The following is a 24,272-nucleotide window of genomic DNA, read 5'->3' as shown; positions in this document are numbered from 1 at the left end:
AAATCACCGCCGCGTGAAATACGCTATTGATAGGCGTTCGCAAGACGGGCTATAGGACCGGCATGGCCGGCACGACCCGCTCCCTATGCTGATGAAGGCGACCCCGCCCTGCCCCACGCCCGCGGCGTCAAAGGCGCGCTGGCCGATGGTGCTGCGCTGCCTCACCGCGCTGATCGGCGGCTATGCGGCGACGGCGGGGCTTTCGGCGCTGTCGGCGCGGCTGCTGCCGATCGACCGGGCGGAGGCGACCGGCTGGGCGCTGATCCTGTCGATCCTACTCTATCCGGTGATCGCCCTGTGGTGCTTCCACGAGCCGCGGCTCGGCCGCATTCTCGCCGGCGTGTGGGGCAGCGCCCTGCTCTGCGCCGCGCTGCTCTGGTGGCTCGGAGTGCGCGCGTGAACGGCTCCCTCCGGCGCAACATGGCGTGGATCCACGGCTGGCTCGGCCTCGTCGCCGGCTGGCTGCTGTTCGCGATGTTCCTGACCGGCACGGCGAGCTATTTCCGCCCCGAAATCACCCGCTGGATGCAGCCCGAGGTCGATGCGCATGCCGTCCCGGCCGGGGTCGCGGCGACCAGCGCGGTCCGCTATCTGCAATCGGTCGGTCCCGACGACGAAGCCTGGTACCTCTCGCTGCCGACCGACCGCGAGCCGGTCACCCGCGTCTTCATCACGCCCAATGCCAAGGCCGCCGACACGGGCCACAATCGCCCCGACGAACTGTCGCTCGACGGCGTGACGGGCCAGCCGGTGCACGGCCGCGAAACCCGCGGCGGCGAGCATTTCTATCGCTTCCACTTCCAGCTGCAATTGCCCTATCCCTGGGGACGTTGGCTCGCCAGCCTGTGCGCGCTGTTCATGCTGGGTGCGATCATCTCGGGCGTGGTGACGCACAAGCGCATCTTCGCCGACTTCTTCACGCTGCGCTGGAACAAGGGGCAGCGCAGCTGGCTCGACGCGCACAACGTCTCGGCGGTGCTGGCGCTGCCCTATCACGCGGTGATCACCTATACCGGGCTGATCACGCTGGTCGTGATGTACATGCCCTATCCGATCCTCAGCAACTACGCCAAGCCGGCCGATTTCGCGCAGGCGGCCTATCGCTATCCGGCCGAGACGGCGGCGGCGGGCCGCGCCGCGCCGCTCGTGCCGGTCGCGCCGCTGATCGCCGATGCGCAAGCCCGGTGGCACGCCCCGGCGGCGATCGTGACGATCCGCAACCCCAATGACGCCGCCGCGGCGGTGACCATCTACCGCTCGCCCCGCGCCTCGCTCAATGCGCGCGGACCGACGCTGACCTACAGCGGCGCGACCGGGCGGCTGATCGCGGCGAGCGGTGACGCCGGGCCGGCGCTGACCACCGCCGGGGTGATGCTGGGCCTCCACGTCGCGCAATTCGCGCGGCCGGCGTTGCGCTGGACCCTGTTCGGACTCGGGCTGACCGGCGCGGCGATGGTCGGCACCGGGCTGCTGCTGTGGACCGCGGCACGGCGACGCCCCAATGCCGCCCCCTTCTTCGGGTTGCGGCTGGTCGAGCGGCTCAACATCGCGACGATCGTCGGGCTGCCGATCGGCATGGCCGCCTTCCTGCTCGCCAACCGGCTGATCCCCGCCGATCTGCCCGGCCGCGCCGACCGGGAGGTCGCGGCGATGTTCTGGACCTGGGGCGTGGTGGCATTGCTCCAGTTCGCGCGGCCGACGCGTCGCGCCTGGCGCGAGGGCTTCGCCATCGGCGCGCTCGCCTTCGCCGCGATCCCGCTGGCCAATGCCGTGACGACCGGGCGCGGGCTACCGGGCTCGCTGCTGCGCGACGACACGTTGTTCGCTGCCTTCGACCTGGCGATGCTCGCCATCGCCATCCTCTTCGGCGTCGCCAGCTGGTGCGCCGGCCGACCGCCGCGGCCCGCCGCGCGCCGTATCCGCCAGACCGAGACGATCCATGCCTGAGACCATCCTGCTCTCCGCCACCGCCTGGCTGCTCTTCGCCGGCGCCTCGTTCCGCTTCCGCCGCGAGGCGGGTACGGCGAGCCGTGGTGAGCTATGGTTGCTGCGCGGCGGCGCGGCGGCGCTGCTCGCCGTCGCGCTGCTCCATTGCGGCGCCCCGCTGAGCGGCGAACGCTGGGTGCGCGCGCTGACCGGCGCGTCGATCGGCGCGGTGATCGTCGTGCTGGCGCTGTCGGCGCAGCCGATCGCCGCGCTCGCTCCGGCGCGCTGGCTGCTCGCGGCCAAGCGCCGCGCCGCCGCATCGCTCGCCGCGCTGCTGCGCAGCCCGGCCACCGCCGCCGACCGCTGACGCGAAAAGGGCGCGGGAGGAAGCCTCCCACGCCCTTATTTTTCCACCGAACCGACGGATTATTCCGCGGCGACGGTGCCCTTGGCGGGACGCGTGTCGCGACGCTCGGCGATACGCGCCGACTTGCCGGTACGGCCACGCAGATAATAGAGCTTCGCGCGACGCACCGCACCCTTGCGGACGACGTCGATCGAATCAATGTTGGGCGAATAGAGCGGGAAGACGCGCTCGACGCCCTCGCCGAAGCTGATCTTGCGCACGGTGAACGACGAGCCCATGCCCTTATTCGACCGGGCGATGCACACGCCTTCGTAATTCTGGACGCGGGTCCGCTCGCCTTCGACCACCTTGACGCCGACCTTCAGCGTGTCGCCGGGACGGAATTCGGGGATCGCGCGCTTGGCGGTCAGCTTTTCGATCTGCTCGGCTTCGAGCTGCTGGATCAGGTTCATCGCATCAGTCCTTCTCGTGCCGCGCGCCAGAGGGAGGTCGGACCCGAGCGCCCTCGTGGCGCTCCCACAGATCCGGCCTCCTTAGCCGTGTATCGGTCTCGGCCATCGACTTGCGCCAGGCCGCGATCCTCGCATGATCCCCCGATCGCAGCACTTCGGGGATCGTGCGCCCTTCCCAATCGAATGGTCGGGTATATTGCGGATATTCGAGCAGCCCCGTTTCGAAGCTCTCGTCCACACCGCTTGAAGCCGCGCCCATTACGCCGGGGAGCAGCCGAATGCAAGAGTCGAGCAGCACCAGCGCCCCCATCTCGCCACCCGACAGGATATAGTCGCCGATCGACACCTCCTCGATAGCACGGCCGGCGAAGATGCGCTCGTCGAAGCCCTCGAACCGACCGCACAGGATGATGACGCCGGGACCGCCGGCGATGGCGCGGACCTTGGCCTGGGAGAGCGGCCGCCCCCGCGGCGTCATCGCGAGGATCGGGCGGTCGTCCGCGACGCTGTCGACCGCGGCGGCGAGCACGTCGGCGCGCAGCACCATCCCGGCACCGCCGCCCGCCGGCGTATCGTCGACCGAGCGATGCCGATCGGTGGCGAAGTCGCGGATCTGGACCGGATCGCACCGCCACCCCCCTTCGCGCAACGCCCGCCCGGCGAGCGAGACGCCGAGCGGCCCGGGGAACATCTCGGGGTAGAGGGTGAGGATCGTCGCAGCGAAGGTCATTGGGTCCAGTTTTCCACGGAGAGGCCGGGGATATCGGCATAATCCGACACGTTGGCGGTGACGACGGTCAGCCGCAACGCCAGCGCATGCGCGCCGATGAGCCGATCGAACCGGCCGCGGCGGAAGGGTAGTCGCTGATAGGCCTCGGCGGCCGTGGTATCGAACGGCAGCGGCGTGATGAGATCGAAGAACGCACGCATGGCGCGCATCGCATGGCCGTCCGCCGGATCGACGCCCCGCAGCACCTCGGCATAGACGACGGCGGAGGTGACGACCTCACCCAAGGCACATGATTCCGCCCGGTGACGCGCACGGTCCGACAGCGCCTCCAGCAGGTAGATGCAGATGTTCGAGTCGAGCAGGAAACGGGGTGCGACCCGGAGATCAGTCACGCTGCAACAGCGCCCCGGCCCAATCGAGGTCACGCGGCTCCATCATCCGGTCTTCCGGTGCCAAGGGCTTCAATCCCGGACAGGAACCGTAGATGCCGGTCAGGTCGATCTTCTTCCGCACAGGCGGCGCAGCCTCGATCACGAAGGCCCCGCGCTCCTCCCGCAGGATCATCTCGTCCCCTTCCTTCAGACCCAGCGCCTTGGGTAAGCGCAACGCAACCGAATTTCCTGATTTGAACACCTTGGCGCGATATTCGTTAGCCATGCCAATCTCCGTATCTACGGGACGTATATACATGCAGCTGAGCCTTCAAGCGTGACCGACGATTGCATCATCATCGGCGCCGGCCCCGCCGGGCTGACGGCCGCCATCTATCTGGCGCGCTTTCACCTTTCGATCCGGCTGTTCGACAGCGGGTCGAGCCGCGCGGCGATGATCCCGTGCACGCACAATCATGCCGGCTATCCGGACGGCATCGCCGGCAAGGACCTGCTGGGGCTGATGCTCGCCCAGGCGGAGCGTTACGGCGCGCACCGCGAGGAGAAGAAGGTCACCGCGATCGAGCCAGACGGCGAGGATTTCACCATCGTCACCGATCACGGCCGGTATCGCGCGCGCACCGTGCTGCTGGCGACGGGGGTGGTCAATCACCGGCCCAACATCCTGCCGGAGGTGCACGACCCGGCGCTCGAACGCGGCCTGTTCCGCTATTGCCCGATCTGCGACGGCTATGAGGTGACCGACAAGCGTGTCGGCGTGATCGGCACCGGCGACCATGGCATGCGCGAGGCGATCTTCCTGCGCGGCTATAGCCGCGACATCACCCTGATCGCGCCGGACGCCGAGCATCGGCTCGACCCCGCATGCGTCGCCCGGCTCGATGCGGCGGGGATCGCGCGCGTCGCCGGTCCGTGCGGCAATTGGCAGATCGAGGGCAATCGTCTCGCGCTCGATACGGCGGACGGGCGGATGGCGTTCGACAGCGTCTATCCGGCGCTGGGATCGCGTATCCGCTCGCATCTCGCGGTGGCGGCGGGGGCGCGGGCGAATGGCGACGGCTGCCTGGAGGTCGACGATCACCAACGCACCAGCGTGCCGGGGTTGTTCGCGGCGGGGGACGTGGTCAAGGGGCTCGACCAGATCAGCCATGCGATGGGCGAGGCCGGGGTCGCGGCGACGACGATCCGCAACACGCTCGCCGAGCGACAGCCGATCCGGCGGTGATGGCCGGGTCCGCCGCCGGCGGCGTTCCTGCGCGGGTAGCGCGGCGGCTGGGGCGGGTCTTTTGCATATCCGCTGTCCGTGGCGAAGTCAGGCGAGTGGCGTGAGTCCGTCTAGAGGTTCGCCCGACTGGGACCCGGCCTCCGCCGGGGTGGGCGGTTGGGAAAGGTGGTGGCCTTGGCCTTGCCCGCGCGAAGGCGAGACCCTTGCACCCTTGGTCATGCCGGACTTGTTCCGGCATCCACGGTTCCGCGGGAGCGTAAGCCGTTAACCTTGCGGAACGGTGGACCCCGGAACACGTCTGGATTGACGGAGCGCTTTGGGCGACGGTGCGCTTCGGGTAACGCCACGTTTGAGTGACCGAACGCCCTAGGCCGCGGCCCGCTTTGGGTGCCGCCGAGCCTCTTCGCAGCGCTCCCGCGAGGCGGCATCCTTGTGGTCTTCACCCGGTAAGCCGTTGTTCTGCTTGGCCACTGGATTCCCGCCTGCGCGGGAATACGGGACGGCTTGGCACGCGGCGCGGGTGTCGCGGCGATCGTGTCAGCCCGCTGACGTGGACAACTTGGACACCTTAACGGAAACGATCCGCTGCGATCGTTTCGATTCCTGCGCTACGAGCGACTCACATTAGAAAGAGCGTGCGCGAGGATAGCCCGTCAGGGGACTATAGGACAGATCGCTCCGGCCGATTGCGCCCGTCACCGCCACCGCGTCATTCGACGAAGTCGGCGGTCACCACCAGCCGGTCTGCGTTCCATTCGGGCACCGCGTCGGCGTTCATCGGCACCATGAAGCGTTTGCCGTCGGGCCGCTCGATCTCGAGCACGTCGCCGGCGCCGAAATTCTCGATCAGCACCACACGGCCCAGCGCGCTGCCGTCGGTCGACACCGCCGGCAGGCCCATCAGATCGGCATGATAATATTCGCCGTCGCCGAGCGGCGGCAGCGCCGAGCGCGGCACGGTCAATTCGGTACCACGCAGCGCCTCGGCGGCGTTGCGGTCGGCGACTTCGGCGAATCGGACGATCAGGCCGTTGTTACCGGCCTGCGCCGATTTGAGCGTCAGCGCGCCCTGGTTGAAGCTCTTGTAGCTGCCGAAATCCTCGGCGAAGACCTTGAGGCGCACCTGGCCGTTGACGCCGTGCGCGCCGATCACCACCGCGAGCGTGACGCTGGGCTCAGCCCGGCGATCCGCCGTCTCCTGCTGGGGCATCATCGTCTCCCTCTGCGGGTTCGGTGGCCGAGACGCCCTGATTGGTGGCATCGTCGGTCGCAGCCGCGTCGGTCGGTTCGTCGGCGGCGGTACGGGGATCGGGTTCGGCGGCCATGATGCGTCAACTCCTCAGAATGAGAGGCTATCAACGCACCATGGCCGGCTTCGATGCTTAGGCCTCGGCGGTCTCGGCGTCGGCGGCAGGCGCCTCTTCGGCCGGGGCGGCGGCAGCGGCGGCGGCGGCCTCTTCCTGCGCCTTCAGCTTCTCGGCCCGCTCTTCGGCGCGCTCGGTCGCCTTCTCGCCCGGCTTGCCCTTGTTGGGGTTGGAGCGCGCGGCGCGCTCACGGATACCGGCGACGTCGAGGAAGCGCGCGACGCGGTCGGTCGGCTGCGCGCCGTTCGACAGCCAGTATTTGGCGCGCTCGGCGTCGAGGACGATGCGGTTCTCGGCGTCCTTGGCGAGCAGCGGGTTGTAGTTGCCGATCTTCTCGATGAACTTGCCGTCACGCGGGCTGCGCGCGTCGGCGACGACGATCCGGTAATAGGGACGCTTCTTGGAGCCGCCACGCGACAGGCGAATGCTGAGTGCCATTGTAGATAATCCTTCGTTCTAAGTCGTTTGCGTTGAAGTCTTATTTCTTCTTGAGAAGATTTTCGAAACCGGGCGGAAGCTTGGGCATGCCGTCCTGGCCGCCGCCGAGGCCGGGCAGCCCCTTGGGCAGGCCGCCGCCGGCCTTGTCCATCATGTCACCGAGCCCGGCGCCGCCGATCGCATTGCCGAGGCCGCCCATGCCGCCCTTGCCGAGCATCGCCATCATGCCCTTGAGACCGCCCATCTTCTTGATCTTCTTCATGGCGGTCGACATTTCCTGGTGCATCTTGAGGAGTTTGTTGACCTCCTGCACCGTCGTGCCCGATCCCTTGGCGATGCGGATCTTGCGCTTGGCGTTGATCAGCTCAGGCTTGGTCCGTTCCTTGACGGTCATCGAGCCGATCATCGCGTCCATATGGATCAGCATCTTGTCGCCGCCGGCGGTGGCGAGCGCGCCCTGCGCCTTCTTCATCCCCGGCATCATCCCGGCGAGCGCGCCGAGACCGCCCATCCGGCGCATCTGCTGGAGCTGGCCGCGCAGGTCGTTCATGTCGAACTGACCCTTGGCGAGCCGCGCGGTCATCCGCTCGGCGTCTTCCTGCTGGATCGATTCGGCGGCGCGTTCGACCAGGCTGACGACGTCGCCCATGCCGAGGATGCGGCCGGCGACGCGGCTGGGATGGAAGGCTTCGAGCGCGTCCATCTTTTCGCCGGTACCGGCGAACTTGATCGGCTTGCCGGTGACGGCGCGCATCGACAGCGCGGCACCGCCGCGCGCGTCGCCGTCCATCCGGGTGAGCACGACGCCGGTCAGCGGCACCTGTTCGGAGAAGTTCTGGGCGACGTTGACCGCGTCCTGCCCGGTCAGCGAGTCGACGACGAGCAGGATCTCCTGCGGCGTGGCGATCTCCGCCACCGCCTTCATCTCGTCCATCAGCGCCTGGTCGACGTGGAGCCGGCCGGCGGTGTCGAGCATCAGCACGTCATAGCCCTGGAGCTTGGCGGCCTGCAGCGCGCGGCGGGCGATGTCGACCGGCTGCTGGCCAGGGACGATCGGCAGCGTCGCCACCTCGACCTGCGTGCCCAAGGTCGCGAGCTGTTCCTGCGCATTGGGGCGATTGACGTCGAGCGACGCCATCAGCACCTTCTTGCGGTCACGCCCGCCGACGCCGGCGGCGAGGCGCTTGGCGATCTTGGCGGTGGTCGTCGTCTTGCCCGAGCCCTGCAGGCCGACCATCATCACCACCGCGGGCGGGGTAACGGAGAGGTCCAGCTCCGACGCGTCGGCGCCGAGCATCTCGACCAGCGCGTCGTTGACGATCTTGACGACCTGCTGCCCCGGCGTAACCGAGCGCAGCACGTTCTGGCCGACCGCTTCCTCGGTCACCTTGTCGACGAACTGGCGCGCCACCGGCAGCGCGACGTCGGCTTCGAGCAGCGCGACGCGCACTTCGCGCATCGCCGTCCGCACATCGGCCTCGGTCAGCGCGCCACGGCCACGCAGGCGGTCGAATACGCCGCCAAGCCGGTCGCTCAGACTGTCGAACATCGCCTCGAAACCCTTATCATGCCACGCAACGCAAAAGACGCCGGCGGGCGAAACCTCGCCGGCCAGCGTGCACCCATGGGCGCTTCATCGATCGCATTCCGTGGAGGAACGTGCATCGCTGTTAGTCGAAAGTGACGATGGAGGCAAGAGTGGCCGCTTGGTCCTACCAGCCGGCATCCGGCCGGGCGAGATAGGCGCGTTCCGCATCGGTCGATTCGCGTCCCAGCGCGGCATTACGGCTCGGAAAGCGTCCATAGGCTACGATCACGTCACGATGATCGTGTGCGAAGGCAATGTTATCCGCAAGCCCCAGCGCCTCGAACTTCGTCACCGACAAGTCCTGCTCCGCCAGATCCTCCGCGTGCATCAACGGCATGTAGAGGAAGACGCGCCGTTCGGGCGGATAGCGCCCCTCCCAGCCCCGTCCGATCGCGGTGCGCGTCAATTCGCGCGCAAGGCCGTCCGCCGCATAGGCCTCCGCCGCGCCGCGATGCAGATTGCGCGAGAATTGGTCGAGCAGAATGATCGCCGCCAGCAGCGTATCGGGATCGTCGCGCCAGCCTTCCGCCCGCGCGCGCAGCACGCCATCGCGCATCGCCGCGAAGCGTGCGGCGATCGTCCGGTCGAGGGCGTCGTCCCTGGCGAATTGCTGTTCGCTGGTCAGCCCGAACCAGAAGTCGAGGACCGCCGTCGCCATGTCATGGACTTGGGCCCCATCACTGACTAAATCGCCCGCCATGCCTGCTCCCGCGCCAGAGGTGATCTCCCTCGGCTGCCGCCTGAACATCGCCGAGAGCGAAACGATCCGGACGCTCGTCGCCGGGCGCGATACCGTGGTCGTCAACTCCTGCGCGGTGACCAACGCCGCGGTCAAGGCGACGCGCAGCGCGATCCGCCGGGCGCGACGCGACCGGCCGTACGCCGAGCTGGTCGTCACCGGCTGCGCGGCGCAGATCGACCCGCAGGGCTTTGCGGCGATGCCCGAGGTCGACCGGGTGATCGGCAATGGCGAGAAACTGTCGCGCGCGGCGTGGGACAGCCTCGCCCCCGTCGTGGCTGGCGACATCATGCAGTTGCGCGATACCGCGCCGCATCTCGCCGCGAGCTTCACCGGCCACGCCCGCGCCTTCGTCGAGGTGCAGAACGGCTGCGACCATCGCTGCACCTTCTGCGCGATCCCGTTCGGCCGCGGGCCGAGCCGGTCGGTGCCGGCGGGCGCGGTGATCGACCGGATCGCCGCGCTGGTCGACGCGGGCCATGGCGAGATCGTGCTGACCGGGGTCGATCTGACCAGCTATGGCCATGACCTGCCCGGCGCGCCGACGCTGGGGCATCTGGTCGCGCGCATCCTGCGCCATGTCCCGGCGCTGGCGCGGCTGCGGCTGTCGTCGCTCGATTCGATCGAGATCGACGCGCGGCTCGAGGCGCTGATCACCGGCGAGGCGCGGATCATGCCGCATCTCCACCTCTCCTTCCAGGCGGGCAACGACCTGATCCTCAAGCGGATGAAGCGCCGCCACAGCCGCGCGCAGGCGGTGGCGACGGTGGCGCGGCTCAAGGCGGCGCGGCCCGATCTCGCGATCGGCGCCGACCTGATCGCCGGCTTCCCGACCGAGGATGACGCGATGTTCGCCGACACGCTCGCGCTGATCGACGATGCCGATATCGTCCACGGCCATATCTTCCCCTATTCGCCGCGCGCCGGCACGCCGGCGGCGCGGATGCCGCAGGTCGCCCGGGCGACGATCAAGGCGCGGGCGGAACGGTTGCGCGCCGCGGCGGCGCGGCGGCGGACGGCATGGCTCGACGGGCAGGTCGGCACGGTGCAGCAGGTGCTGCTCGAACGGCCGGGGACCCGCGGCCATGCGGGAAATTTCGCGGAGGTGTCGCTTGCGCCGATCGGCGTCGCGCACGGGGACGGCCGGGCTTCGACAGGCTCAGCCCTGACGGATCATGGGGACTTTGGCGGTGGCAGTCGTGAAGACACCGCGCCCCCCTCCCCCGGCCGCCCTGAACCGGTCGAAGGGCAGGCCTCCGCAAGCGCCGCGCTTTCGCGTCCAGTCACCCGCAACCCCGGCGATATCGTCGCGGTCCGCATCACTGCCGCCACCGACACCCAGCTGCTAGGGACGATGATATGAGCACCACCCCCACCTGGCACGAGCGGCTGCTCGGCGGATTCAAGAAGACGTCGGACCGGCTGGTCGGCAATCTCGCCGGCCTCGGCGGCGCGCGGCTCGACGAGGCGACGCTCGACGAGGTCGAGGAGGCGCTGATCGCCTCCGACCTCGGCCCCGACACCGCCGGCAAGATCCGCACCCGCCTCGCCGAGGGGACGTTCGAGCGCAACATGGAGGAGCTCGGCATTCGCCTCGTCGTCGCCGAGGAGGTCGAGAAGACGCTCGCCCGCGTCGCCCGCCCGATCGAGATCGAGGCGTTTCCGCGGCCGCAGGTGATCCTCGTCATCGGCGTCAACGGATCGGGCAAGACGACGACGATCGCCAAGCTCGCGCATCTGCTGATGGAACAGGATTACGGCGTGATGCTGGCGGCAGGCGACACGTTCCGCGCCGCGGCGATCGGCCAGCTGCGCACCTGGGCCGACCGGGTGGGCGTGCCGATCGTCACCGGGCCGGAGGGCGGCGATGCCGCGGGCGTCGTCTGGGACGCGGTGAAGAAGGCGACCGAGACCGGCATCGACGTGCTGATCGTCGACACCGCCGGCCGGTTGCAGAACAAGCGCGAGCTGATGGACGAACTCGCCAAGATCCGCCGCGTGCTCGGCCGGATCAACCCGGCGAGCCCGCATGACGTCGTGCTGGTGCTCGACGCGACCACCGGCCAGAATGCGCTGAGCCAGATCGCGGTGTTCAAGGAGGTGGCGGGGGTCACCGGCCTCGTCATGACCAAGCTCGACGGCACCGCGCGCGGCGGCGTGCTGGTCGCCGCGGCGGAGAAATACGGCCTGCCGATCCATGCGATCGGCGTCGGCGAGGGGATGACCGACCTTCGGCCGTTCGACGCCAATGAGGTGGCACGGATCATCGCCGGCGTCGATCAGGGGGCGCGCAAGTGACCGCGGCACGGCCATCCTCCCCCGGCCTGCGGATGGGCATCGAATATGGTCCGCTGCTCGTCTTCTTCGCGGTCAATTTCCTCTTCCCCGCGGCGCTGGCGATGAAGCTGGTCGCGGCGGGCACCGGCTTCCTCTCCGATCTCGACCGGGCCGGCGCGCTGGTGATCGCCAAGGTGATCGTCGCCACCACCGCCTTCGTCGTCGCGACGGTGATCGCGATGGCGGTGTCGAAGGCGAAGCTCGGTGCGGTGTCGCCGATGCTGTGGATCTCGGGCGGCTTCGTCGTCGTGTTCGGCGGGCTGACCGTCTGGTTCCACGACCCCAAGTTCATCCAGATGAAGCCGAGCTTCGTCTACGGCATGTTCGCCGCCGTGCTCGCTTTCGGGCTGATCACTGGCCGGCCGTTGCTGCAGGGCCTGCTCGGCACCGCCTATCCGGGGCTGGACGCGGTCGGCTGGCGCAAGCTGACGCGCAACTGGGCGCTATTCTTCGTCGCGATGGCCGCGCTCAACGAGGCGGTGTGGCGGACGACGAGCTGGGATTTCTGGGTCGGGTTCAAACTATGGGGGGCGATCCCGCTCACCCTGCTGTTCGCCTTCGCCAACGTGCCGATGCTGCTCAGGCACGGGCTGAATACCGAGGACCCGCAGGCGGGAATCCCGCCGGAATAATCCTCCCCGGCACGGGGAGGGGGACCGCCGGCGAAGCCGGTGGTGGAGGGGGCTCTTCACGCAGCGCATCGCTTGCGGAAGCCGCCCTCCACCAGCCTGCGGCTGGTCCCCCTCCCCGCTAGCGGGGAGGAATTTGGGAATTACGCCGCGTCGAAACGCTTGCCGGCTTCGTCCCAGTTGACGATGTCCCACCACGCCTTGAGGTAGCCGGGGCGATCGTTCTTGTAGGTCAGGTAATAGGCGTGTTCCCACACGTCATTGCCGAGGATCGGCGTGCCCTTGTCCTTGGCATCGTCCATCAGCGGATTGTCCTGGTTCGGCGTCGACGTCACCTTGAGCGCGCCGCCCGAATCCTTGATCACCCAGGCCCAGCCCGAACCGAACTGGCCCGCACCCTTGGTGTTGAAATCCTCCTTGAGCTTGTCGAGCCCGCCATAAGCGTCGATCGCGTCCTTGAGCGCGCCGGACGGCTGCGTCGAACCCTTGGGCGCCATGATCTTCCAAAAGAAGTCGTGGTTCCAATAGCCGCCGCCATTGTTGCGGACGAGCGGCGGCAGCGACGAGATGCGGCCGAGGATGTCCTCGATCGACAGGCCTTCGAGGCTCGCGTCGGCGGCGACGCCTTCGTTGAGCTTGGCGGTATAGGCGGCATGATGCTTGTCGTGGTGGAAGGTCATCGTCTCCTTGGAGATGACCGGCTCCAGCGCGTCATAGTCATACGGCAGCGGCGGCAGTTCGAATGCCATGGCTAAGGCTCCTTTCGGTAGGGACAGTGTCGTCCCGGCGTTAACGCAGGTCTTTGCCTAATGCTCCCCCGCCGTTACGCAAGCGTTACGAGCCCGTCGCGTTGATCAGCTCGTGTCGGCGCAGCGCGTGGCGCAACTGATCGTAGCTGAGCCCGAGCGCCTCGGCGGTGGCGCGCTGGTTGAAGCGATGGTCGGCGAGCGCACGGGCGAGCAGCTCGCGTTCGAATTGCGCGACGCGCGACTTGAAGTCGGACGGTCCGGCCTCGCAGGCGGCAACCGGGCTGTCCTCGGGCGGCGCATCGGCGGCCGAAGACGCGGATGCAGGCGCGGGCGTTGCCCGGCGCGGCCCGCCGCCCGCCCCGCCCTGCGGCCGGAACGGCGAGGCGAAGGGATCGATCTCGATTGCGTCGACCGGGCCGTCGCCGTCCCAGCGATAGACCGCGCGCTCGACGACGTTGCGCAGCTCGCGGACGTTGCCCGGCCAGCGATAGGTGTGCAGCTGGTCGAGCGCGCGCGGGCCGAAGCCGGGCCAGCGATCCCAGCCGATCTCCGACGCCATCCGCCGGCCGAAATGGTCGGCGAGCACCGCGATATCGCCGGTACGCGCGCGCAGCGGCGGCAGCGTCACCACCTCGAAGCTCAGCCGGTCGAGCAGATCGGCGCGGAATTCGTGCGCATCGACCTTACCGGGAAGATGTTCGTTGGTCGCCGCGACGATCCGCACGTCGACGCGCGCCGGCCGCGACGCGCCGATCCGGGTGATCTCGCCATATTCGACCGCCCGCAGCAGCCGCTCCTGTGCCGCCATCGACAGCGTGCCGAGTTCGTCGAGGAACAAGGTACCGCGATGCGCCTCCTCGAACCGGCCGGCGCGCGCCTTGGTGGCGCCGGTGAAGGCACCCGCCTCATGGCCGAACAGTTCCGCCTCGATCAGCGACTCGGGCAGCGCGGCGCAATTCATCACCACCAGCGGCTGGTCCCAGCGCGGCGACAGGCGGTGGAGACGCTCGGCGACCAGCTCCTTGCCGGTACCGCGTTCGCCGATCACCAGCACCGGGCGATCGAGCGCGGCGGCGCGGCTGGCACGCTCCAGCGCGTCGAGAAAGGCCCCCGATTGGCCGATCACCTGCGAGGTCCGTTCCATCGCCAACATCTGGCGCAAAACGCCAAGACTATGCAAGCATCCGCCGGTGTCTTACATATAGATGACACCGAAAAGTGACGCTTTTGCGTGCTTTTCGGATTTGGCACGCCTCCTGCAAAGCATCGGACATACCGCCACACGGCGGGAACAAGGTTCAGATATCAGGAGGTTTCCATGTTCAATTCCGACACCGGCCGCAAGCTCGCCGCGATCGTCTGCACCGTCCTGTTCAGCGCCACCTGTGTCGCTGGCGCGGTCGGTCCCGCCGCGGCCAGCCACAGTGTAGCGACCACGCAGCAGAGCGCGTAACATGGTCGCAAAGCCGGCGCCCCGTCGCGCCGGACAGTCTTAGGAGCAAAGAATCGATGGGCATTTTTTCCCGCACCCGCGACATCGTCGCCGCCAATTTCGCCGACCTGCTCGAAAAGGCGGAAGATCCGGCGAAGATGATCCGCATGATCATCCTCGAAATGGAGGAGACGCTGGTCGAGGTGCGCGCCTCCGCTGCCCGCACCATCGCCGACCAGAAAGAGATGCGTCGCCATATCAGCAAGCTGGAGCAGTTGCAGGACAGCTGGACCGAGAAGGCCGAGCTGGCGCTGAGCAAGGATCGCGAAGACCTCGCCAAGGCGGCTCTGGTCGAGAAGCAGAAGGCCGCCGACATGGCCGAGCAGCTCAAGATCGAGATCAAGGTGCTCGACGACGCGCTGCGCGCCTCGGAAGAGGATATCGCCAAGCTCCAGAAGAAGCTGACCGAAGCGCGCACCAAACAGTCGAACGTCCAGACGCGGCTGGAAAGCGCCAACAACCGCTACCGCCTGCGCGAGATGTATGCCGGCCCCAAGACGCACGAGGCGTTCAGCCGCTTCGACGTGCTCGAACGCCGGGTCGACGATGCCGAAGGCCGCGCCGAGGCGCTGGGTCTCGGCGCACCGAAGAGCCTTGAGGAAGAGATCGCCGAGTTGCGCCAGAGCGACAAGGTCGATGCCGAACTCGCCGCGCTCAAGGCGCGCCTGAAGAAGGAGGGGTGAAATGGACATCGAAGGCGTACTTGCCATTTCGCTTGCCCTGATCGGCCTGCCCTGGTTGATCTTCCACTACATCACCAAGTGGAAACAGGCACCCAAGATCACGGAAGAAGACGAACGTCTGCTGGACGAGATGTTCAATCTCGCCCGTCGCCTCGAAGATCGGCTCAATACCGTCGAGCGGATCGTCGCCGCCGACAATCCTGACTTTCGGGCCAGTCTGAACAGCCCGCAAGCAACTCCCTATTCGCTCGACCGGAGGAATTGAGATGTCTACCCGCACCAAATTCTACGTCGACAAGCAGGAAGCCAAGTGGCTCGGCGTCTGTGCCGGGATCACCGACTATACCGGCTTCGACCTGACGCTGGTCCGCGTCGCGATGATCGTGCTGACCATCGCCACCTCGGGCTGGGTGTTCATCGCCTATGTCGCCGCCGGGCTGCTCGCGCCGAAGAAGCCCTATGGCCTCTACGAGACGCAGGAAGACGCCAAATTCTGGCAGGGCGTGCGGACCAATCCGAAGCGCTCGACCAGCGAGGTGCGCAGCAAGTTCCGCGACATCGATCGCCGGCTCGCCGACATCGAGCTGCATTACACCAGCCGCAACAGCCGACTAGCCGAGGAAATCGACAGCCTGCGCTGAGCAACGTCGGGGGCAGGATCAGGCATCACGGGTTCAGGGAGAATCACGATGGACATGGGTTGGATGGTGCCGGTCGGTATCGTCGGAGCGGTGAGCGCGCGTCACGCCTTCACCACCTGGGTCAAGGCCAAGCACGGCTATCCGCTGGAAGAGGCGCAAAACCGCCAGGCCCGCAAGATGCGGCGCATGCAGCGGATGATGTGGATGGGCTACGGCCCCGACGGCGGCGACGACATCGAGGCGGAGCGCAAGATCATGCTGCTCTCCAACGAGAACGAGAAGCTGACCGGGCAGGTCAGCCGGCTGGAGGAACGGATCGCCGTCCTCGAACGCATCGCCACCGATCCCGCCGAGCGCACCGCCCGCGAGATCGAAGCGCTTCGCGACCGCTAAGGGAGACGGATGATGGGACCCGATCATATCATCTGCATGATCTTCGGCGCGATGGTGACGCTGGCGGTGCAATATTACGGCCGCCGCAAGGTGCGGCAGGCGATCATTGCCCCCGATGTCGAGGCGCGCCGCAACATCGACCTGCTCGATGCCGAAAACGCCCGCCGCATCGGCCAGATCGACCGGCTGCAGGAGCGGCTGGCGACGGTGGAGAGCATCGTCACCGACCGCGCCCACCGGCTCGGCCACGAAATCGACCAGCTGCGCAGCTGCTGACAGGAGTAGGATGATGAGCCCTCTGATGATCCCCATCCTCGGCATCTGTTGCGGTCTGCTCGCGATCTTCGGCGGCATCTTCGTCAAGCCGTGGTTCGCGCTCCAGCACCGCCGGATGGAGATCGAGGCCGACAAGGTCGCCGAAAAGGCCGCGCAATATGCCGCGCAGACCGAGCGGCTGGAGGAACGGGTGCGCGTGCTCGAACGCATCGTCACCGATCGCGGCGCCGACCTGGCGCAGGAGATCGACGCGCTGCGCGGCACCGCGCCCGGCCGTCTGCCGATCAACTGACCACGGGGGCCAAGGCGGCCGGAGCTGCCTGCCCCCCCCTTTCCACCCGCTGTTGTGGGTGGGACCAATCCGCGGCGCGCCCTCCCCCGGGTGGCGCCGGTACCGAAACCCGCGGCAGCGTCGGTCCCGTCCGGAGATCCGCCGCCTGCACGCCCGCTGACCGGAGGCCGATCATGAACGATCCCAACGTCTATCTTACGCTCGCGCTGGTGGCGCTCGCCGGTCTGGCGATGCTGGTCGGCGCCTGCCTGTCGGGCTGGCGCGGCTGGCTCGCGCTCCAGCACGAACAGCTCGCCGCCCGCGAGCCCGTCCCCGCCGGCCCCTCCGCCGGATCGCGGATCGAGATCGCCGATCTCAAGGAGCGTATCCGCAAGCTGGAGGCGATCGCCGCCGGTGTGGATCTGTGAGGACGCAGGTGGCGATTGCGGTTCGCCACCCCGCGTCAACGCGGAGCCCGGATGGGGCGCTTGCCTGACCGGACACCTGGTTTCCGCGCAGGCAAGACCTCTGCGAACGTCCTGACCTCTCCTGAACCGTAACGTCGCCCCGGACGTGTTCCGGGGTCTGCCGCCCCGCAAACCCAGAGGCTGCTCTTGCGGAACAGTGGATGCCGGAACCAGTCCGGCATGACACACGGTGTTGCAGAGGATTCGCCCAGGACCGGCGCGCCATCACCAAGGTGATGGCCGATTGCCTCCTCCCCGCCGCCGGTCTACCGCGCCGTGATGACCAGCATCGCCGAGATCCGCGACGAATATGACTTCCTCGATGCCGACGATCGCTATCGGCTGCTGATCGACCTCGGCCGGTCGCTCGAGCCGATGCCGGAAGCGCTCAAGACGGAGGCGACGCTGGTGCGCGGCTGTTCCGCATCGGTCTGGGTCTATCCGATGCGGGCGGAGGACGGCACGCTCCATTTCCTCGCCGACAGCAATGCCGCGATCACCAAGGGGATCATCGCGCTCGTGCTGCGTACCGTGCAGGACGAGACGCCGGCGACAATCGTCGCGACCGATATCAAGGGCGCACTCGCGCCGTTCGATCTCGCCAATCAGCTGAGCTCGAACCGGACGCAGGGCATCCCCAACATGATCGCACTGATCCGCGAAACCGCGCGCCGCTACGCCTGATCGGCGGGCACGGTCCGCACTGTCGCCAGCCGCGCGGCAAGTTCGGCGACGTCGGCGCCCTGCGGCACGACCAGCCACGTCCCCGGCGCGCGGCCGTCGATCAGCGCAACGCCGCCGCGCGGACACAGGCCGAGGCAGCGCGTCTCGACCACGCCGAGCGTCGCCTTGCGCCCCTTGCCGAGGCCGAGCAGCTTGCGCAGCAGCTTGGCGAGCGGCGTCTGCGCCTTCTTGCCGAAGCCGCCGTCGAGCTTCTTCGAACATTTGCCGCAGACCAGGATCGCGCCGCGCCAGGCGCTCGGCACCTGCTTCAGCGGGGGCGCCATTCGCGCCGTTCCTCCGCGCTGCGCAGCACCTCATAGGCGGCCTGCACCGTCTGGAAACGCACCGCGGCATCGGCATCGCCGGGGCGGATGTCGGGATGGTTTTCCTTGGCGAGCTTGCGCCACGCGGCCTTCACCGTGTCGAAATCCGCATCGGTATCGAGCCCGAGCACGTCGAGCGCGCGCATCTCGTCGCGCGAGCGGCTGCCGTCGCCGCTGCCGCCCCAGGCATAATGGCTGGCATTGGCATAGCCCGACGCATCCTGCGACTCCGCCGCCTCGCGCTGCGCCGCTTCCTCCGCGGACAGGCCTTCGAAATAGTTCCAGCCGCGATTATATTCGGCGGCGTGCGTCGTGCAGAAATACCAGCGGTCGGGGCTGTTGGGCGATTTCGGCGCGGGGCAATCACCCGGCTCGGTACAGCCGTGCCGGTCGCAGATCCGCACCGTCGTCGTCTCGCGACCCGAGCCATAGCCACGCCAGCGGGGAAAGCCCCAATCGTTCGAGCGTGAAGTGCTGCGCGCCATCAGGACCACATAGGCCCTGGGCGCCAAGGCGCAACCGGAACGGGGTCAGTGGGGTATCCGGAATTTGACGTTGGAGGTGTTCGCCCCGCAGGCCAGCGCGCCTTCGGGCCGATAGGTCTTGGCATAGACAAGCCCGCTCGCCGTCGCCGCGCCCGCCTTGGTGAAGATGAACGGCGGATAGGAGACGATCGCGCGCGCATTGAGGACATGGCCGTTGGCGGCGATGTCATATTGCGTCCGCGTCCACCCTTCGAAGCCCCACGACAGCGCCTCTTCCGGGAAGCTGCCGCCCGAGTGGAGCATCCGCGGCGCATCGCCGACCAGCGCGCACTGGCTCGCGGTAAGGCCGGTCTTGTCGAAGGCCGCCTTCGCCGCGGCGTCGTCGCCGCGCCGCTGCGCCAGCGACGCGAGGCGGATCTGCGCGCCGGTGCGCAGCGCATCGTCCGCGGGCAGCGCCGGATCGTCGACGACCTGGCCGAGCAACGCCGCCATCCGGTCGCTCGCGTTCCGCTCCTCGTCCGCGAGCAATAACCGCAATGCGGCGCGGGCACGCGGATCGCCGGCATAGGGCTGCTGATCGAGCAGCGGCGCAACCACCCGGCGGAAGGTGCCGGGGCGCCACTGGTCCGCGACACCGTTGAGCCGTGCGTCGAGGTCGAGCGCGAGCTGCCCCGTCACCGGCGCCTGTGCCGCCCTCGCCGCCTGCAAGGCCTCGGCCGCGAACTGGGCGCGTTCCTCGCGCGGCACCACCGGCGAATTGAGCAACGCGATCAGCGCCGGCAGCTTGCCCGCGGGCGGCGCGGCGGCCAGTGCAGCACGCTGGCCGGCCAGCGCCTGCGCCGGGTTTTCGGGCGCGTCGGCCATCGGAGCACCGCGCTCGGCAGACCAGCGCGTCAGGTCCGCGAGCAACCCGTCCGTGATCGACGGCCGCGGAAAGGCCATGTTGCAGCGTAATTCGACCCGCGCATTGTAGCGCAGGAAACTGGGTATCGCCTTGACCTGCTCGGCACTCCACGCCCACTGCCGGGCCGCGCGGGCAAAGGCGAGCGCGACCGTGCGCCCGCCTTCGGCATAGATCGGCTCGGCAAGAAGGACGCTGCCATCGTCGGCGATGGAGAATTGCACGACGGCGAGCTGCTCGGGCTTGAGCCCCGCCTCACCGCCGCAATCGGGCGGGGTCATCGCCGCGCCGAGGTCGAACTGGCCGTCCGGCATCCGACCCGCGCCGGTCATCGCCATATAGTGGCGCGCCTCGTCCTTCCGCCCCGCGAGCAGCATCGCCAGGGCGACGTTCGATCGCGCCGCGACATCGCGCAGGTCGGTCTTCTCGGTGAGTCCGCCGAGCAGCTTGACGGCGCGCATCGCCTCGGCCGTGGCGACGGGCAGATTGCCGGTGTTGAGCGCGAGCACCGCCTTGGCGGAGGCGAAATCGGCGGCGAGCGGATTGTCGATCGGCGTCGCGGCGATCACCGCATCGGCGCGTGCGGCTGCGGCGGTTGCGGTGGCGGGATCGGTGAAGGTCGCGGTGCGGATCAGCCCGCGCAAGGCGGCAAGCCGTTCGCCGGCGGTCGCGGCCTCCTGCTCGGCATGGCGGTAGGCGTCGGCGGCGCTGGCATAATCGAGCGTCTGCTGGTCAAGCCCGGCGAGGTTGAGATAGGCATCGAAGCGATCGGCGCTCAACGTCTTGTCGCCGGTCGGCAGCAGCGCCAGCCCCTCGCGGGTCGCGGCGACCGCCTCGTCATAGCGTTTGAGCGCGACCAAATCCCGGCTCTTGCGCACCAGCACGATGCCGCGGCTGCGCGGTTTGGCCGCGACACGGGGCTCCAGCGCCTGCCATGCCGCGAGCGCCGCGGCATGATCGTCGCCCGCGCTCAGCGCCGTGGCGGCCTCGAAATCCTGCTGGACGCTCCGCTGGGGCTGCGCGACGGCCGCACTGCCGATGGCCAGCATCGTCGCCAGCACGCCCATTTCGATCCGCATCGTCCGTCCCCCGTCCCTTGGGGGCAGCCTGCACCACGGGGCAATGAAACGCCAGAGGGTCTGTAAGCCGGGTTCTGTCCTCTTCCTTGCGGAAGATGGGCGACCATTCCTCTACGACGACGCTTGCGCGCCGCCTCCAGCAACCAACCCGGGCGACGAGCTGAAACAAAGCCCCGGAGCACGAAGCCCCCTGTCGCCCCTATTCGGTCTTGCTCCCGGTGGGGTTTACCATGCCGCTCCTGTTACCAGGCGCGCGGTGCGCTCTTACCGCACCCTTTCACCCTGACGTGGCCGAAGCCGTCGCCGTCTGCTCTCTGTGGCACTGTCCCTGGGGTCACCCCCGCCGGGCGTTACCCGGCACCGTTGTTTCGCGGAGCCCGGACTTTCCTCGCGTATCCGTTGGGATACCCGCGGCCGCCCGACCCTCTGACCGGGTGCGCCCTAGCGCGGGAAATCGCGCTAGGGAAGCGGTGCCGGCGCGCTTCCATGCCGAACGCCGCGCTGCCGCCGCGTCCGGCACGACGCTTCAGTCGTCGCCCTGCGGCTTGGGCAGCAGCAGCGCGAGCAGGATCATCCGGCATTCGGCGTCGATCTCGCCGTCGATCAGCTCGGGGCGATAGCGGCGCTGGAAGGCCATGATCGCCGCCATCGCGTCGCTGACGTCATAGCCGAAGCGTTCGAGCGCGAGTAGGAAGCCGCCCTGCGTCCACATCGGGTCGAGCAGGTTGCGCGTCGGGCGCGGCAGCGCGAGCCGCAGCCGGGCGAGCTTGCCCCAGGGGAAGAGCTCGCCGGGATCGCGCTTGCGTGCCGGGGCGATATCGGAATGGCCGACGATATTGCCGCGGGTGATGCCGTGGCGTTCCTTGATCGCCGCGACCAGCGGGATCAGCGCCGCGATCTGCTCCTCGGTGAACGGGCGATAGCCCCAGTCGTGGCCGGGATTGACGATCTCGATGCCGACGCTCGCCGAATTGACGTCGGTGATGCCGCGCCACGACGAGCGGCCGGCATGCCAGGCGCGGTCCTGTTCGGCGACGAGCCGACAGACCGTGCCGTCCTCCTCGACCAGATAATGCGCGGACACCTTGGCCTCCGGATCGCGCAGCCGCGCGAGCGCCGACGGGCCGTCCTGCATGCCGGTATAATGCAGCACGATCATGGAGATCGGCAGCGACCGCTCGTCGAAGTTCGGCGAGGGCGTGTCGAGGATGGTCATGGCGTCAGCCTAGCCGAGCCGGGCCGGGTGCGTAAGGGGGATCAGGCCGCGGCGGCGTGCGACGGTGCCGGCCTATCGCCGGTCCGCTCGTAGAGGCCGCGCAACCGGCGGCTGGGGGCGAAGGCGTCGGTCTGGCCGATCACCGTCTCGCCGGCGCCGAGCACGAGCGTTCCGCCCGGCCGCATCGCCGCGGCGAAGCGCGCGAAGACCGCCGCCTTGGTCGTCGGGGAGAGATAGAGCAGCACGTTGCGGCAGAGGATGACGTCGAACGCGCCGCCCGGCGGATGATCGGCGACCAGATTGTGGCGGCGCACCGTCACCAGCCGGGTCAGCTCGGGCCGGGCGACCCAGTCGCCGCCCTCGCTGTCGAACCAGCGCATCATGCGGCGGATCGGCAGGCCGCGCTGAATCTCGAACTGATTGTAGCGGCCGGCGCGCGCGCGGGCGACCGCCGCCTCGGACACGTCGGTGGCGATGATCTCCGGCATCGGTCGCCCGCCTTCGGCGCGTTCGGCGAACAGCATCGCCAGCGACAGCGGCTCCTGCCCGGTCGAACAGCCCGCGCACCAGATGCGCGGCCGCCGCCCGGCGGCTTCGGCGCCGGCGACCGCCTCGAGCACCAGATCGAAGACCGGCGCGTCGCGGAAGAAGGAGGTTTCCTGGTTGACCAGCGCGTTGACGATCTGATCGCCGACCCGCACGTCCTGCCCGTCGAGCAGCAGCGTCACCAATTGGTCGAGCGTGTCGAGCCCGCGTTCGCGCAGCAGCGGCTTGAGCGCGACGTCGATCCGCCACGAACGATAGCTGGCGATCTGCTGCCCGGTGCGCGCCTCGAGCAAGGCGCTGAAGACGTTGAGGGCGACGGGCGATACCGTCCCGGACGCGGGCATGGTCATGGCCGGCGCCGGGCGGCGGCGATGCGGCCGATCGCGGCGGGGGGCAGCACGGCGTCCGCGCTGCCGCCGTCGACCACCGCGCCGGGCATGCCCCAGATCACCGAACTCGCCTGATCCTGGACGACCACGCAGCCGCCCGCCTCATGCACCCGTCGCGCGCCGTCCGATCCGTCGCGGCCCATGCCGCTCAGCACCACGGCGAGCAGCCGCGGCCCGAACACCGCCGCGAGCGAGGCGAACATCGGGTCGACCGAGGGCGTGCAGCCGCTCGCCACCGGCTCGGCGGTGAGGCGGATCGCGGCGGAGCCGTCGGCGAGCGCGACGATGCGCATGTGCGCATCCCCCGGCGCGACGACGATCCGGCCGGGACGCAGCCGCAGCCGGTCGGTCGCGACCTCGCACGGGCGCTTGCCGATCACCGCGAGCTGCGCGGCGAAATAGGGCATGAAGGCGGTCGGCAGATGCTGGGTGATGAGGATCGGCAGGCGGAAGCTCGCCGGGATCTCGGCGAGGAAGGCGCTCAGCGCATGGATGCCGCCGGTCGAGGCGCCGATCGCGACAATGTCGAATTCGTCGCTGCCGGCACCGGTCGCGATGCGCGGCGGCGGTGCGGGGCGCGCCGGCGCGGGCGGCGACGGCATGCGTGACGGGGTGGCGCCGGCGAGCCGGTCGAGCTTGTCGATCAGGATCGCGGCGAATTGACCGAGGCGCGCGCCGCTCGCCGGCTTGAACACCGTGTCGGCGGCGCCGAGCGCGAGCGCCTGCACCGTCGTCGCGGCGCCCTCTCCCGCCTGGCCGGAGACGACGAGCACCGTCGCCCCCGCCCCGGCGACGATCAGGTCGGGCAGCGCGGTCAGCCCGTCGGTGCCCGGCATCTGCACGTCGAGCAGGATCACGTCGACCTTCGCCCGCGCCAGCACGTCGAGCGCCGCGGCGGCGGTGCTGACGCTGGCGACGACGGCATAGCGATCGGTCGCGGTCAGGATGCGTTCGACCACCGCGCGCGCGACCGCCGAATCATCGACGATCAGCACCCGTGCCAGAGTCGCACCGGCGGTCGCGGCCTCCTGCCGGTCGAGGGATATCGCGGTGGCCATCACGCCGGCCTCCGCCTCAGGCCATGCCGACGATCTGGAGTTTGGATTCGAGCGTATCGCGGTCGAACGGCTTCATGACATATTCGTCCGCCCCCGCCTCGATCGCCGCGCGGATATAGGCCATGCCGTTTTCCGTGGTGCAGAACACCACCTTGGGCCGCGTCGGGATCGGCGCCTCGCGCAGCGCGCGCAGGAAATCCATGCCGCTCATCACCGGCATGTTCCAGTCGAGCAGGATCACGTCGGGCGGCGAGGCGAGACAGGCGTCGAGCGCCTCGCGCCCGTCGCAGGCTTCCGACACGGTGAAGTCGAGCGTTTCGAGGATATGGCGCGCGACCTTCCGGATCACCTTCGAATCGTCGACAACGAGGCAGGTCTTCATGGATAAGCCTT

At 68.7% G+C, this 24,272-nt stretch carries 33 protein-coding genes and 1 other RNA gene; 16 read left to right on the top strand and 18 right to left on the bottom strand.

Translation table 11 applies throughout. The features are described from left to right. The first annotated feature begins 91 nt into the window (after positions 1–91). From V8201_RS05775 to V8201_RS05765, 3 genes are read left to right on the top strand one after another with little or no spacing between them, the layout of a single operon-like run. Positions 92–400, top strand: coding sequence for a hypothetical protein (locus tag V8201_RS05775; protein ID WP_271300417.1), 309 nt, complete (start codon positions 92–94; stop codon positions 398–400). After that, positions 397–1,947, top strand: a complete 1,551-nt coding sequence (locus V8201_RS05770) for a PepSY-associated TM helix domain-containing protein (protein WP_336544702.1) — start codon at positions 397–399, stop codon at positions 1,945–1,947. The genes V8201_RS05775 and V8201_RS05770 overlap by 4 nt, the downstream gene beginning before the upstream one ends. Then, positions 1,940–2,293: a hypothetical protein gene (locus tag V8201_RS05765; protein WP_037530148.1), complete on the top strand. Its 354-nt coding sequence runs from the start codon at positions 1,940–1,942 to the stop codon at positions 2,291–2,293. Before V8201_RS05770 ends, V8201_RS05765 begins: the two co-directional genes overlap by 8 nt. Before the next feature lie 59 nt (positions 2,294–2,352). On the opposite strand, the gene rplS is transcribed toward V8201_RS05765, so the two are convergent. Genes rplS through V8201_RS05745 form a run of 4 tightly spaced genes read right to left on the bottom strand, consistent with a single transcriptional unit; the run spans position 2,353 to position 4,132 of the window. Beyond that, positions 2,353–2,745, bottom strand: coding sequence for a 50S ribosomal protein L19 (rplS, locus tag V8201_RS05760; RefSeq protein WP_037530145.1), 393 nt, complete (start codon positions 2,743–2,745; stop codon positions 2,353–2,355). A gap of 4 nt (positions 2,746–2,749) precedes the next feature. After that, positions 2,750–3,475, bottom strand: coding sequence for a tRNA (guanosine(37)-N1)-methyltransferase TrmD (gene trmD / locus V8201_RS05755; RefSeq protein ID WP_037530142.1), 726 nt, complete (start codon positions 3,473–3,475; stop codon positions 2,750–2,752). Continuing rightward, the gene (locus V8201_RS05750) at positions 3,472–3,867 is read right to left on the bottom strand and encodes a type II toxin-antitoxin system VapC family toxin (RefSeq protein WP_037530139.1); all 396 of its coding nucleotides are present in this window, start codon (positions 3,865–3,867) and stop codon (positions 3,472–3,474) included. The genes trmD and V8201_RS05750 overlap by 4 nt, the downstream gene beginning before the upstream one ends. After that, positions 3,860–4,132 carry an AbrB/MazE/SpoVT family DNA-binding domain-containing protein gene (locus V8201_RS05745; protein WP_037530773.1) on the bottom strand — a complete coding sequence of 91 codons (273 nt, stop codon included), beginning with the start codon at positions 4,130–4,132 and terminating at the stop codon, positions 3,860–3,862. The genes V8201_RS05750 and V8201_RS05745 overlap by 8 nt, the downstream gene beginning before the upstream one ends. 51 nt (positions 4,133–4,183) lie before the next feature. Between V8201_RS05745 and V8201_RS05740 the strand changes: the two genes are divergently transcribed. Next, complete coding sequence (locus tag V8201_RS05740) at positions 4,184–5,092, top strand: NAD(P)/FAD-dependent oxidoreductase (RefSeq protein ID WP_051583133.1); 909 nt, start codon at positions 4,184–4,186, stop codon at positions 5,090–5,092. Between the two features lie 709 nt (positions 5,093–5,801). Here V8201_RS05740 and rimM read toward each other — a convergent pair. The 4 genes from rimM to V8201_RS05720 all read right to left on the bottom strand — a co-directional run bounded on the left by rimM (position 5,802) and on the right by V8201_RS05720 (position 9,140). Beyond that, on the bottom strand, positions 5,802–6,302 hold the full coding sequence (rimM, locus tag V8201_RS05735) for a ribosome maturation factor RimM (protein ID WP_037530134.1): 501 nt from the start codon (positions 6,300–6,302) through the stop codon (positions 5,802–5,804). A gap of 172 nt (positions 6,303–6,474) precedes the next feature. Beyond that, positions 6,475–6,894 (bottom strand): 30S ribosomal protein S16, encoded by a 420-nt coding sequence (rpsP, locus tag V8201_RS05730; RefSeq protein WP_037530130.1) that lies wholly within the window; start codon positions 6,892–6,894, stop codon positions 6,475–6,477. Positions 6,895–6,934: 40 nt separating this feature from the next. Beyond that, on the bottom strand, positions 6,935–8,443 hold the full coding sequence (gene ffh / locus V8201_RS05725) for a signal recognition particle protein (protein ID WP_336544701.1): 1,509 nt from the start codon (positions 8,441–8,443) through the stop codon (positions 6,935–6,937). A gap of 163 nt (positions 8,444–8,606) precedes the next feature. Beyond that, entirely contained in the window at positions 8,607–9,140 is a 534-nt protein-coding gene (locus tag V8201_RS05720) for a DUF924 family protein (protein ID WP_336544700.1), read from the bottom strand. A gap of 40 nt (positions 9,141–9,180) precedes the next feature. On the opposite strand from V8201_RS05720, the gene mtaB reads away from it, so the two are divergent. From mtaB to V8201_RS05705, 3 genes are read left to right on the top strand one after another with little or no spacing between them, the layout of a single operon-like run. Then, the gene (gene mtaB, locus V8201_RS05715) at positions 9,181–10,584 is read left to right on the top strand and encodes a tRNA (N(6)-L-threonylcarbamoyladenosine(37)-C(2))-methylthiotransferase MtaB (protein ID WP_336544699.1); all 1,404 of its coding nucleotides are present in this window, start codon (positions 9,181–9,183) and stop codon (positions 10,582–10,584) included. Further along, positions 10,581–11,519: a signal recognition particle-docking protein FtsY gene (gene ftsY / locus V8201_RS05710; protein ID WP_037530122.1), complete on the top strand. Its 939-nt coding sequence runs from the start codon at positions 10,581–10,583 to the stop codon at positions 11,517–11,519. Before mtaB ends, ftsY begins: the two co-directional genes overlap by 4 nt. 32 nt (positions 11,520–11,551) lie before the next feature. After that, positions 11,552–12,190, top strand: a complete 639-nt coding sequence (locus V8201_RS05705) for an inner membrane-spanning protein YciB (RefSeq protein ID WP_037530120.1) — start codon at positions 11,552–11,554, stop codon at positions 12,188–12,190. A 140-nt stretch (positions 12,191–12,330) separates the two neighbouring features. Here V8201_RS05705 and V8201_RS05700 read toward each other — a convergent pair whose 3' ends face one another. Then, complete coding sequence (locus V8201_RS05700; RefSeq protein ID WP_271300412.1) at positions 12,331–12,936, bottom strand: superoxide dismutase; 606 nt, start codon at positions 12,934–12,936, stop codon at positions 12,331–12,333. Between the two features lie 85 nt (positions 12,937–13,021). Further along, a complete protein-coding gene (pspF, locus tag V8201_RS05695; RefSeq protein ID WP_336544698.1) occupies positions 13,022–14,080 on the bottom strand; it encodes a phage shock protein operon transcriptional activator in 1,059 nt (352 codons plus the stop codon). Positions 14,081–14,254: 174 nt separating this feature from the next. Between pspF and V8201_RS05690 the strand changes: the two genes are divergently transcribed. From V8201_RS05690 to V8201_RS05650, 9 genes are all read left to right on the top strand, one after another. Further along, positions 14,255–14,389: a hypothetical protein gene (locus tag V8201_RS05690; RefSeq protein WP_268747098.1), complete on the top strand. Its 135-nt coding sequence runs from the start codon at positions 14,255–14,257 to the stop codon at positions 14,387–14,389. Between the two features lie 56 nt (positions 14,390–14,445). Continuing rightward, the gene (gene pspA / locus V8201_RS05685) at positions 14,446–15,111 is read left to right on the top strand and encodes a phage shock protein PspA (protein ID WP_037530113.1); all 666 of its coding nucleotides are present in this window, start codon (positions 14,446–14,448) and stop codon (positions 15,109–15,111) included. 1 nt (position 15,112) lies between these two features. Then, positions 15,113–15,376: an envelope stress response membrane protein PspB gene (gene pspB / locus V8201_RS05680; RefSeq protein WP_051583132.1), complete on the top strand. Its 264-nt coding sequence runs from the start codon at positions 15,113–15,115 to the stop codon at positions 15,374–15,376. Between the two features lies 1 nt (position 15,377). Beyond that, positions 15,378–15,752, top strand: a complete 375-nt coding sequence (gene pspC / locus V8201_RS05675; protein ID WP_037530111.1) for an envelope stress response membrane protein PspC — start codon at positions 15,378–15,380, stop codon at positions 15,750–15,752. A gap of 48 nt (positions 15,753–15,800) precedes the next feature. After that, on the top strand, positions 15,801–16,145 hold the full coding sequence (locus V8201_RS05670; protein WP_373276460.1) for a hypothetical protein: 345 nt from the start codon (positions 15,801–15,803) through the stop codon (positions 16,143–16,145). Between the two features lie 12 nt (positions 16,146–16,157). Beyond that, positions 16,158–16,421 (top strand): hypothetical protein, encoded by a 264-nt coding sequence (locus tag V8201_RS05665; RefSeq protein WP_336544697.1) that lies wholly within the window; start codon positions 16,158–16,160, stop codon positions 16,419–16,421. A gap of 10 nt (positions 16,422–16,431) precedes the next feature. Further along, positions 16,432–16,713: a hypothetical protein gene (locus V8201_RS05660; protein WP_443026766.1), complete on the top strand. Its 282-nt coding sequence runs from the start codon at positions 16,432–16,434 to the stop codon at positions 16,711–16,713. 173 nt (positions 16,714–16,886) lie between these two features. Further along, positions 16,887–17,120 carry a hypothetical protein gene (locus V8201_RS05655; protein ID WP_037530105.1) on the top strand — a complete coding sequence of 78 codons (234 nt, stop codon included), beginning with the start codon at positions 16,887–16,889 and terminating at the stop codon, positions 17,118–17,120. 318 nt (positions 17,121–17,438) lie between these two features. Next, positions 17,439–17,843 carry a SufE family protein gene (locus tag V8201_RS05650; protein ID WP_336544696.1) on the top strand — a complete coding sequence of 135 codons (405 nt, stop codon included), beginning with the start codon at positions 17,439–17,441 and terminating at the stop codon, positions 17,841–17,843. Here the strand turns inward: V8201_RS05650 and V8201_RS05645 are convergent. The 8 genes from V8201_RS05645 to V8201_RS05610 form a co-directional block, all read right to left on the bottom strand. Continuing rightward, complete coding sequence (locus V8201_RS05645) at positions 17,834–18,166, bottom strand: hypothetical protein (RefSeq protein ID WP_037530102.1); 333 nt, start codon at positions 18,164–18,166, stop codon at positions 17,834–17,836. The two genes, V8201_RS05650 and V8201_RS05645, sit on opposite strands and share 10 nt — an antisense overlap. Continuing rightward, complete coding sequence (locus V8201_RS05640) at positions 18,151–18,690, bottom strand: J domain-containing protein (protein WP_037530100.1); 540 nt, start codon at positions 18,688–18,690, stop codon at positions 18,151–18,153. Before V8201_RS05640 ends, V8201_RS05645 begins: the two co-directional genes overlap by 16 nt. A 45-nt stretch (positions 18,691–18,735) precedes the next feature. Beyond that, complete coding sequence (locus tag V8201_RS05635; protein WP_152542006.1) at positions 18,736–20,670, bottom strand: hypothetical protein; 1,935 nt, start codon at positions 20,668–20,670, stop codon at positions 18,736–18,738. Positions 20,671–20,717: 47 nt separating this feature from the next. After that, positions 20,718–21,100, bottom strand: an RNA gene (gene rnpB / locus V8201_RS05630) — RNase P RNA component class A. A 96-nt stretch (positions 21,101–21,196) separates the two neighbouring features. Then, on the bottom strand, positions 21,197–21,886 hold the full coding sequence (locus V8201_RS05625; RefSeq protein WP_271300408.1) for an N-acetylmuramoyl-L-alanine amidase: 690 nt from the start codon (positions 21,884–21,886) through the stop codon (positions 21,197–21,199). 41 nt (positions 21,887–21,927) lie between these two features. Beyond that, on the bottom strand, positions 21,928–22,776 hold the full coding sequence (locus V8201_RS05620) for a CheR family methyltransferase (protein ID WP_037530765.1): 849 nt from the start codon (positions 22,774–22,776) through the stop codon (positions 21,928–21,930). 2 nt (positions 22,777–22,778) lie between these two features. Continuing rightward, the gene (gene cheB / locus V8201_RS05615; protein WP_336544695.1) at positions 22,779–23,879 is read right to left on the bottom strand and encodes a chemotaxis-specific protein-glutamate methyltransferase CheB; all 1,101 of its coding nucleotides are present in this window, start codon (positions 23,877–23,879) and stop codon (positions 22,779–22,781) included. A gap of 16 nt (positions 23,880–23,895) precedes the next feature. Beyond that, positions 23,896–24,261 (bottom strand): response regulator, encoded by a 366-nt coding sequence (locus tag V8201_RS05610; RefSeq protein ID WP_037530094.1) that lies wholly within the window; start codon positions 24,259–24,261, stop codon positions 23,896–23,898. Positions 24,262–24,272 lie beyond the last annotated feature (11 nt).

This window comes from Sphingomonas kyungheensis, from assembly GCF_037120395.1.
GTDB lineage: Bacteria > Pseudomonadota > Alphaproteobacteria > Sphingomonadales > Sphingomonadaceae > Sphingomonas > Sphingomonas kyungheensis.
Note: the sequence above shows the minus strand (reverse complement) of the source record. Positions and strands in the feature narration are given on the sequence as shown.

What these genes read in the sequence shown, in the direction of transcription:
- rpsP (WP_037530130.1), bottom strand. Translation starts at nt 6,894, where the DNA reads ATGGCACTCAGCATTCGCCTGTCGCGTGGCGGCTCCAAGAAGCGTCCC.
- V8201_RS05645 (WP_037530102.1), bottom strand. Translation starts at nt 18,166, where the DNA reads ATGGCGCCCCCGCTGAAGCAGGTGCCGAGCGCCTGGCGCGGCGCGATC.
- pspF (WP_336544698.1), bottom strand. Translation starts at nt 14,080, where the DNA reads ATGGAACGGACCTCGCAGGTGATCGGCCAATCGGGGGCCTTTCTCGAC.
- V8201_RS05690 (WP_268747098.1), top strand. Translation starts at nt 14,255, where the DNA reads ATGTTCAATTCCGACACCGGCCGCAAGCTCGCCGCGATCGTCTGCACC.
- ffh (WP_336544701.1), bottom strand. Translation starts at nt 8,443, where the DNA reads ATGTTCGACAGTCTGAGCGACCGGCTTGGCGGCGTATTCGACCGCCTG.
- V8201_RS05625 (WP_271300408.1), bottom strand. Translation starts at nt 21,886, where the DNA reads ATGACCATCCTCGACACGCCCTCGCCGAACTTCGACGAGCGGTCGCTG.
- V8201_RS05705 (WP_037530120.1), top strand. Translation starts at nt 11,552, where the DNA reads ATGGGCATCGAATATGGTCCGCTGCTCGTCTTCTTCGCGGTCAATTTC.
- pspB (WP_051583132.1), top strand. Translation starts at nt 15,113, where the DNA reads ATGGACATCGAAGGCGTACTTGCCATTTCGCTTGCCCTGATCGGCCTG.
- V8201_RS05635 (WP_152542006.1), bottom strand. Translation starts at nt 20,670, where the DNA reads ATGCGGATCGAAATGGGCGTGCTGGCGACGATGCTGGCCATCGGCAGT.
- V8201_RS05775 (WP_271300417.1), top strand. Translation starts at nt 92, where the DNA reads ATGAAGGCGACCCCGCCCTGCCCCACGCCCGCGGCGTCAAAGGCGCGC.
- V8201_RS05655 (WP_037530105.1), top strand. Translation starts at nt 16,887, where the DNA reads ATGAACGATCCCAACGTCTATCTTACGCTCGCGCTGGTGGCGCTCGCC.
- ftsY (WP_037530122.1), top strand. Translation starts at nt 10,581, where the DNA reads ATGAGCACCACCCCCACCTGGCACGAGCGGCTGCTCGGCGGATTCAAG.
- trmD (WP_037530142.1), bottom strand. Translation starts at nt 3,475, where the DNA reads ATGACCTTCGCTGCGACGATCCTCACCCTCTACCCCGAGATGTTCCCC.
- V8201_RS05720 (WP_336544700.1), bottom strand. Translation starts at nt 9,140, where the DNA reads ATGGCGACGGCGGTCCTCGACTTCTGGTTCGGGCTGACCAGCGAACAG.
- pspC (WP_037530111.1), top strand. Translation starts at nt 15,378, where the DNA reads ATGTCTACCCGCACCAAATTCTACGTCGACAAGCAGGAAGCCAAGTGG.
- V8201_RS05670 (WP_373276460.1), top strand. Translation starts at nt 15,801, where the DNA reads ATGGACATGGGTTGGATGGTGCCGGTCGGTATCGTCGGAGCGGTGAGC.
- rimM (WP_037530134.1), bottom strand. Translation starts at nt 6,302, where the DNA reads ATGCCCCAGCAGGAGACGGCGGATCGCCGGGCTGAGCCCAGCGTCACG.
- V8201_RS05765 (WP_037530148.1), top strand. Translation starts at nt 1,940, where the DNA reads ATGCCTGAGACCATCCTGCTCTCCGCCACCGCCTGGCTGCTCTTCGCC.
- pspA (WP_037530113.1), top strand. Translation starts at nt 14,446, where the DNA reads ATGGGCATTTTTTCCCGCACCCGCGACATCGTCGCCGCCAATTTCGCC.
- V8201_RS05665 (WP_336544697.1), top strand. Translation starts at nt 16,158, where the DNA reads ATGGGACCCGATCATATCATCTGCATGATCTTCGGCGCGATGGTGACG.
- V8201_RS05700 (WP_271300412.1), bottom strand. Translation starts at nt 12,936, where the DNA reads ATGGCATTCGAACTGCCGCCGCTGCCGTATGACTATGACGCGCTGGAG.
- V8201_RS05650 (WP_336544696.1), top strand. Translation starts at nt 17,439, where the DNA reads ATGACCAGCATCGCCGAGATCCGCGACGAATATGACTTCCTCGATGCC.
- V8201_RS05660 (WP_443026766.1), top strand. Translation starts at nt 16,432, where the DNA reads ATGATGAGCCCTCTGATGATCCCCATCCTCGGCATCTGTTGCGGTCTG.
- V8201_RS05620 (WP_037530765.1), bottom strand. Translation starts at nt 22,776, where the DNA reads ATGCCCGCGTCCGGGACGGTATCGCCCGTCGCCCTCAACGTCTTCAGC.
- V8201_RS05745 (WP_037530773.1), bottom strand. Translation starts at nt 4,132, where the DNA reads ATGGCTAACGAATATCGCGCCAAGGTGTTCAAATCAGGAAATTCGGTT.
- V8201_RS05640 (WP_037530100.1), bottom strand. Translation starts at nt 18,690, where the DNA reads ATGGCGCGCAGCACTTCACGCTCGAACGATTGGGGCTTTCCCCGCTGG.
- cheB (WP_336544695.1), bottom strand. Translation starts at nt 23,879, where the DNA reads ATGGCCACCGCGATATCCCTCGACCGGCAGGAGGCCGCGACCGCCGGT.
- V8201_RS05610 (WP_037530094.1), bottom strand. Translation starts at nt 24,261, where the DNA reads ATGAAGACCTGCCTCGTTGTCGACGATTCGAAGGTGATCCGGAAGGTC.
- rplS (WP_037530145.1), bottom strand. Translation starts at nt 2,745, where the DNA reads ATGAACCTGATCCAGCAGCTCGAAGCCGAGCAGATCGAAAAGCTGACC.
- mtaB (WP_336544699.1), top strand. Translation starts at nt 9,181, where the DNA reads ATGCCTGCTCCCGCGCCAGAGGTGATCTCCCTCGGCTGCCGCCTGAAC.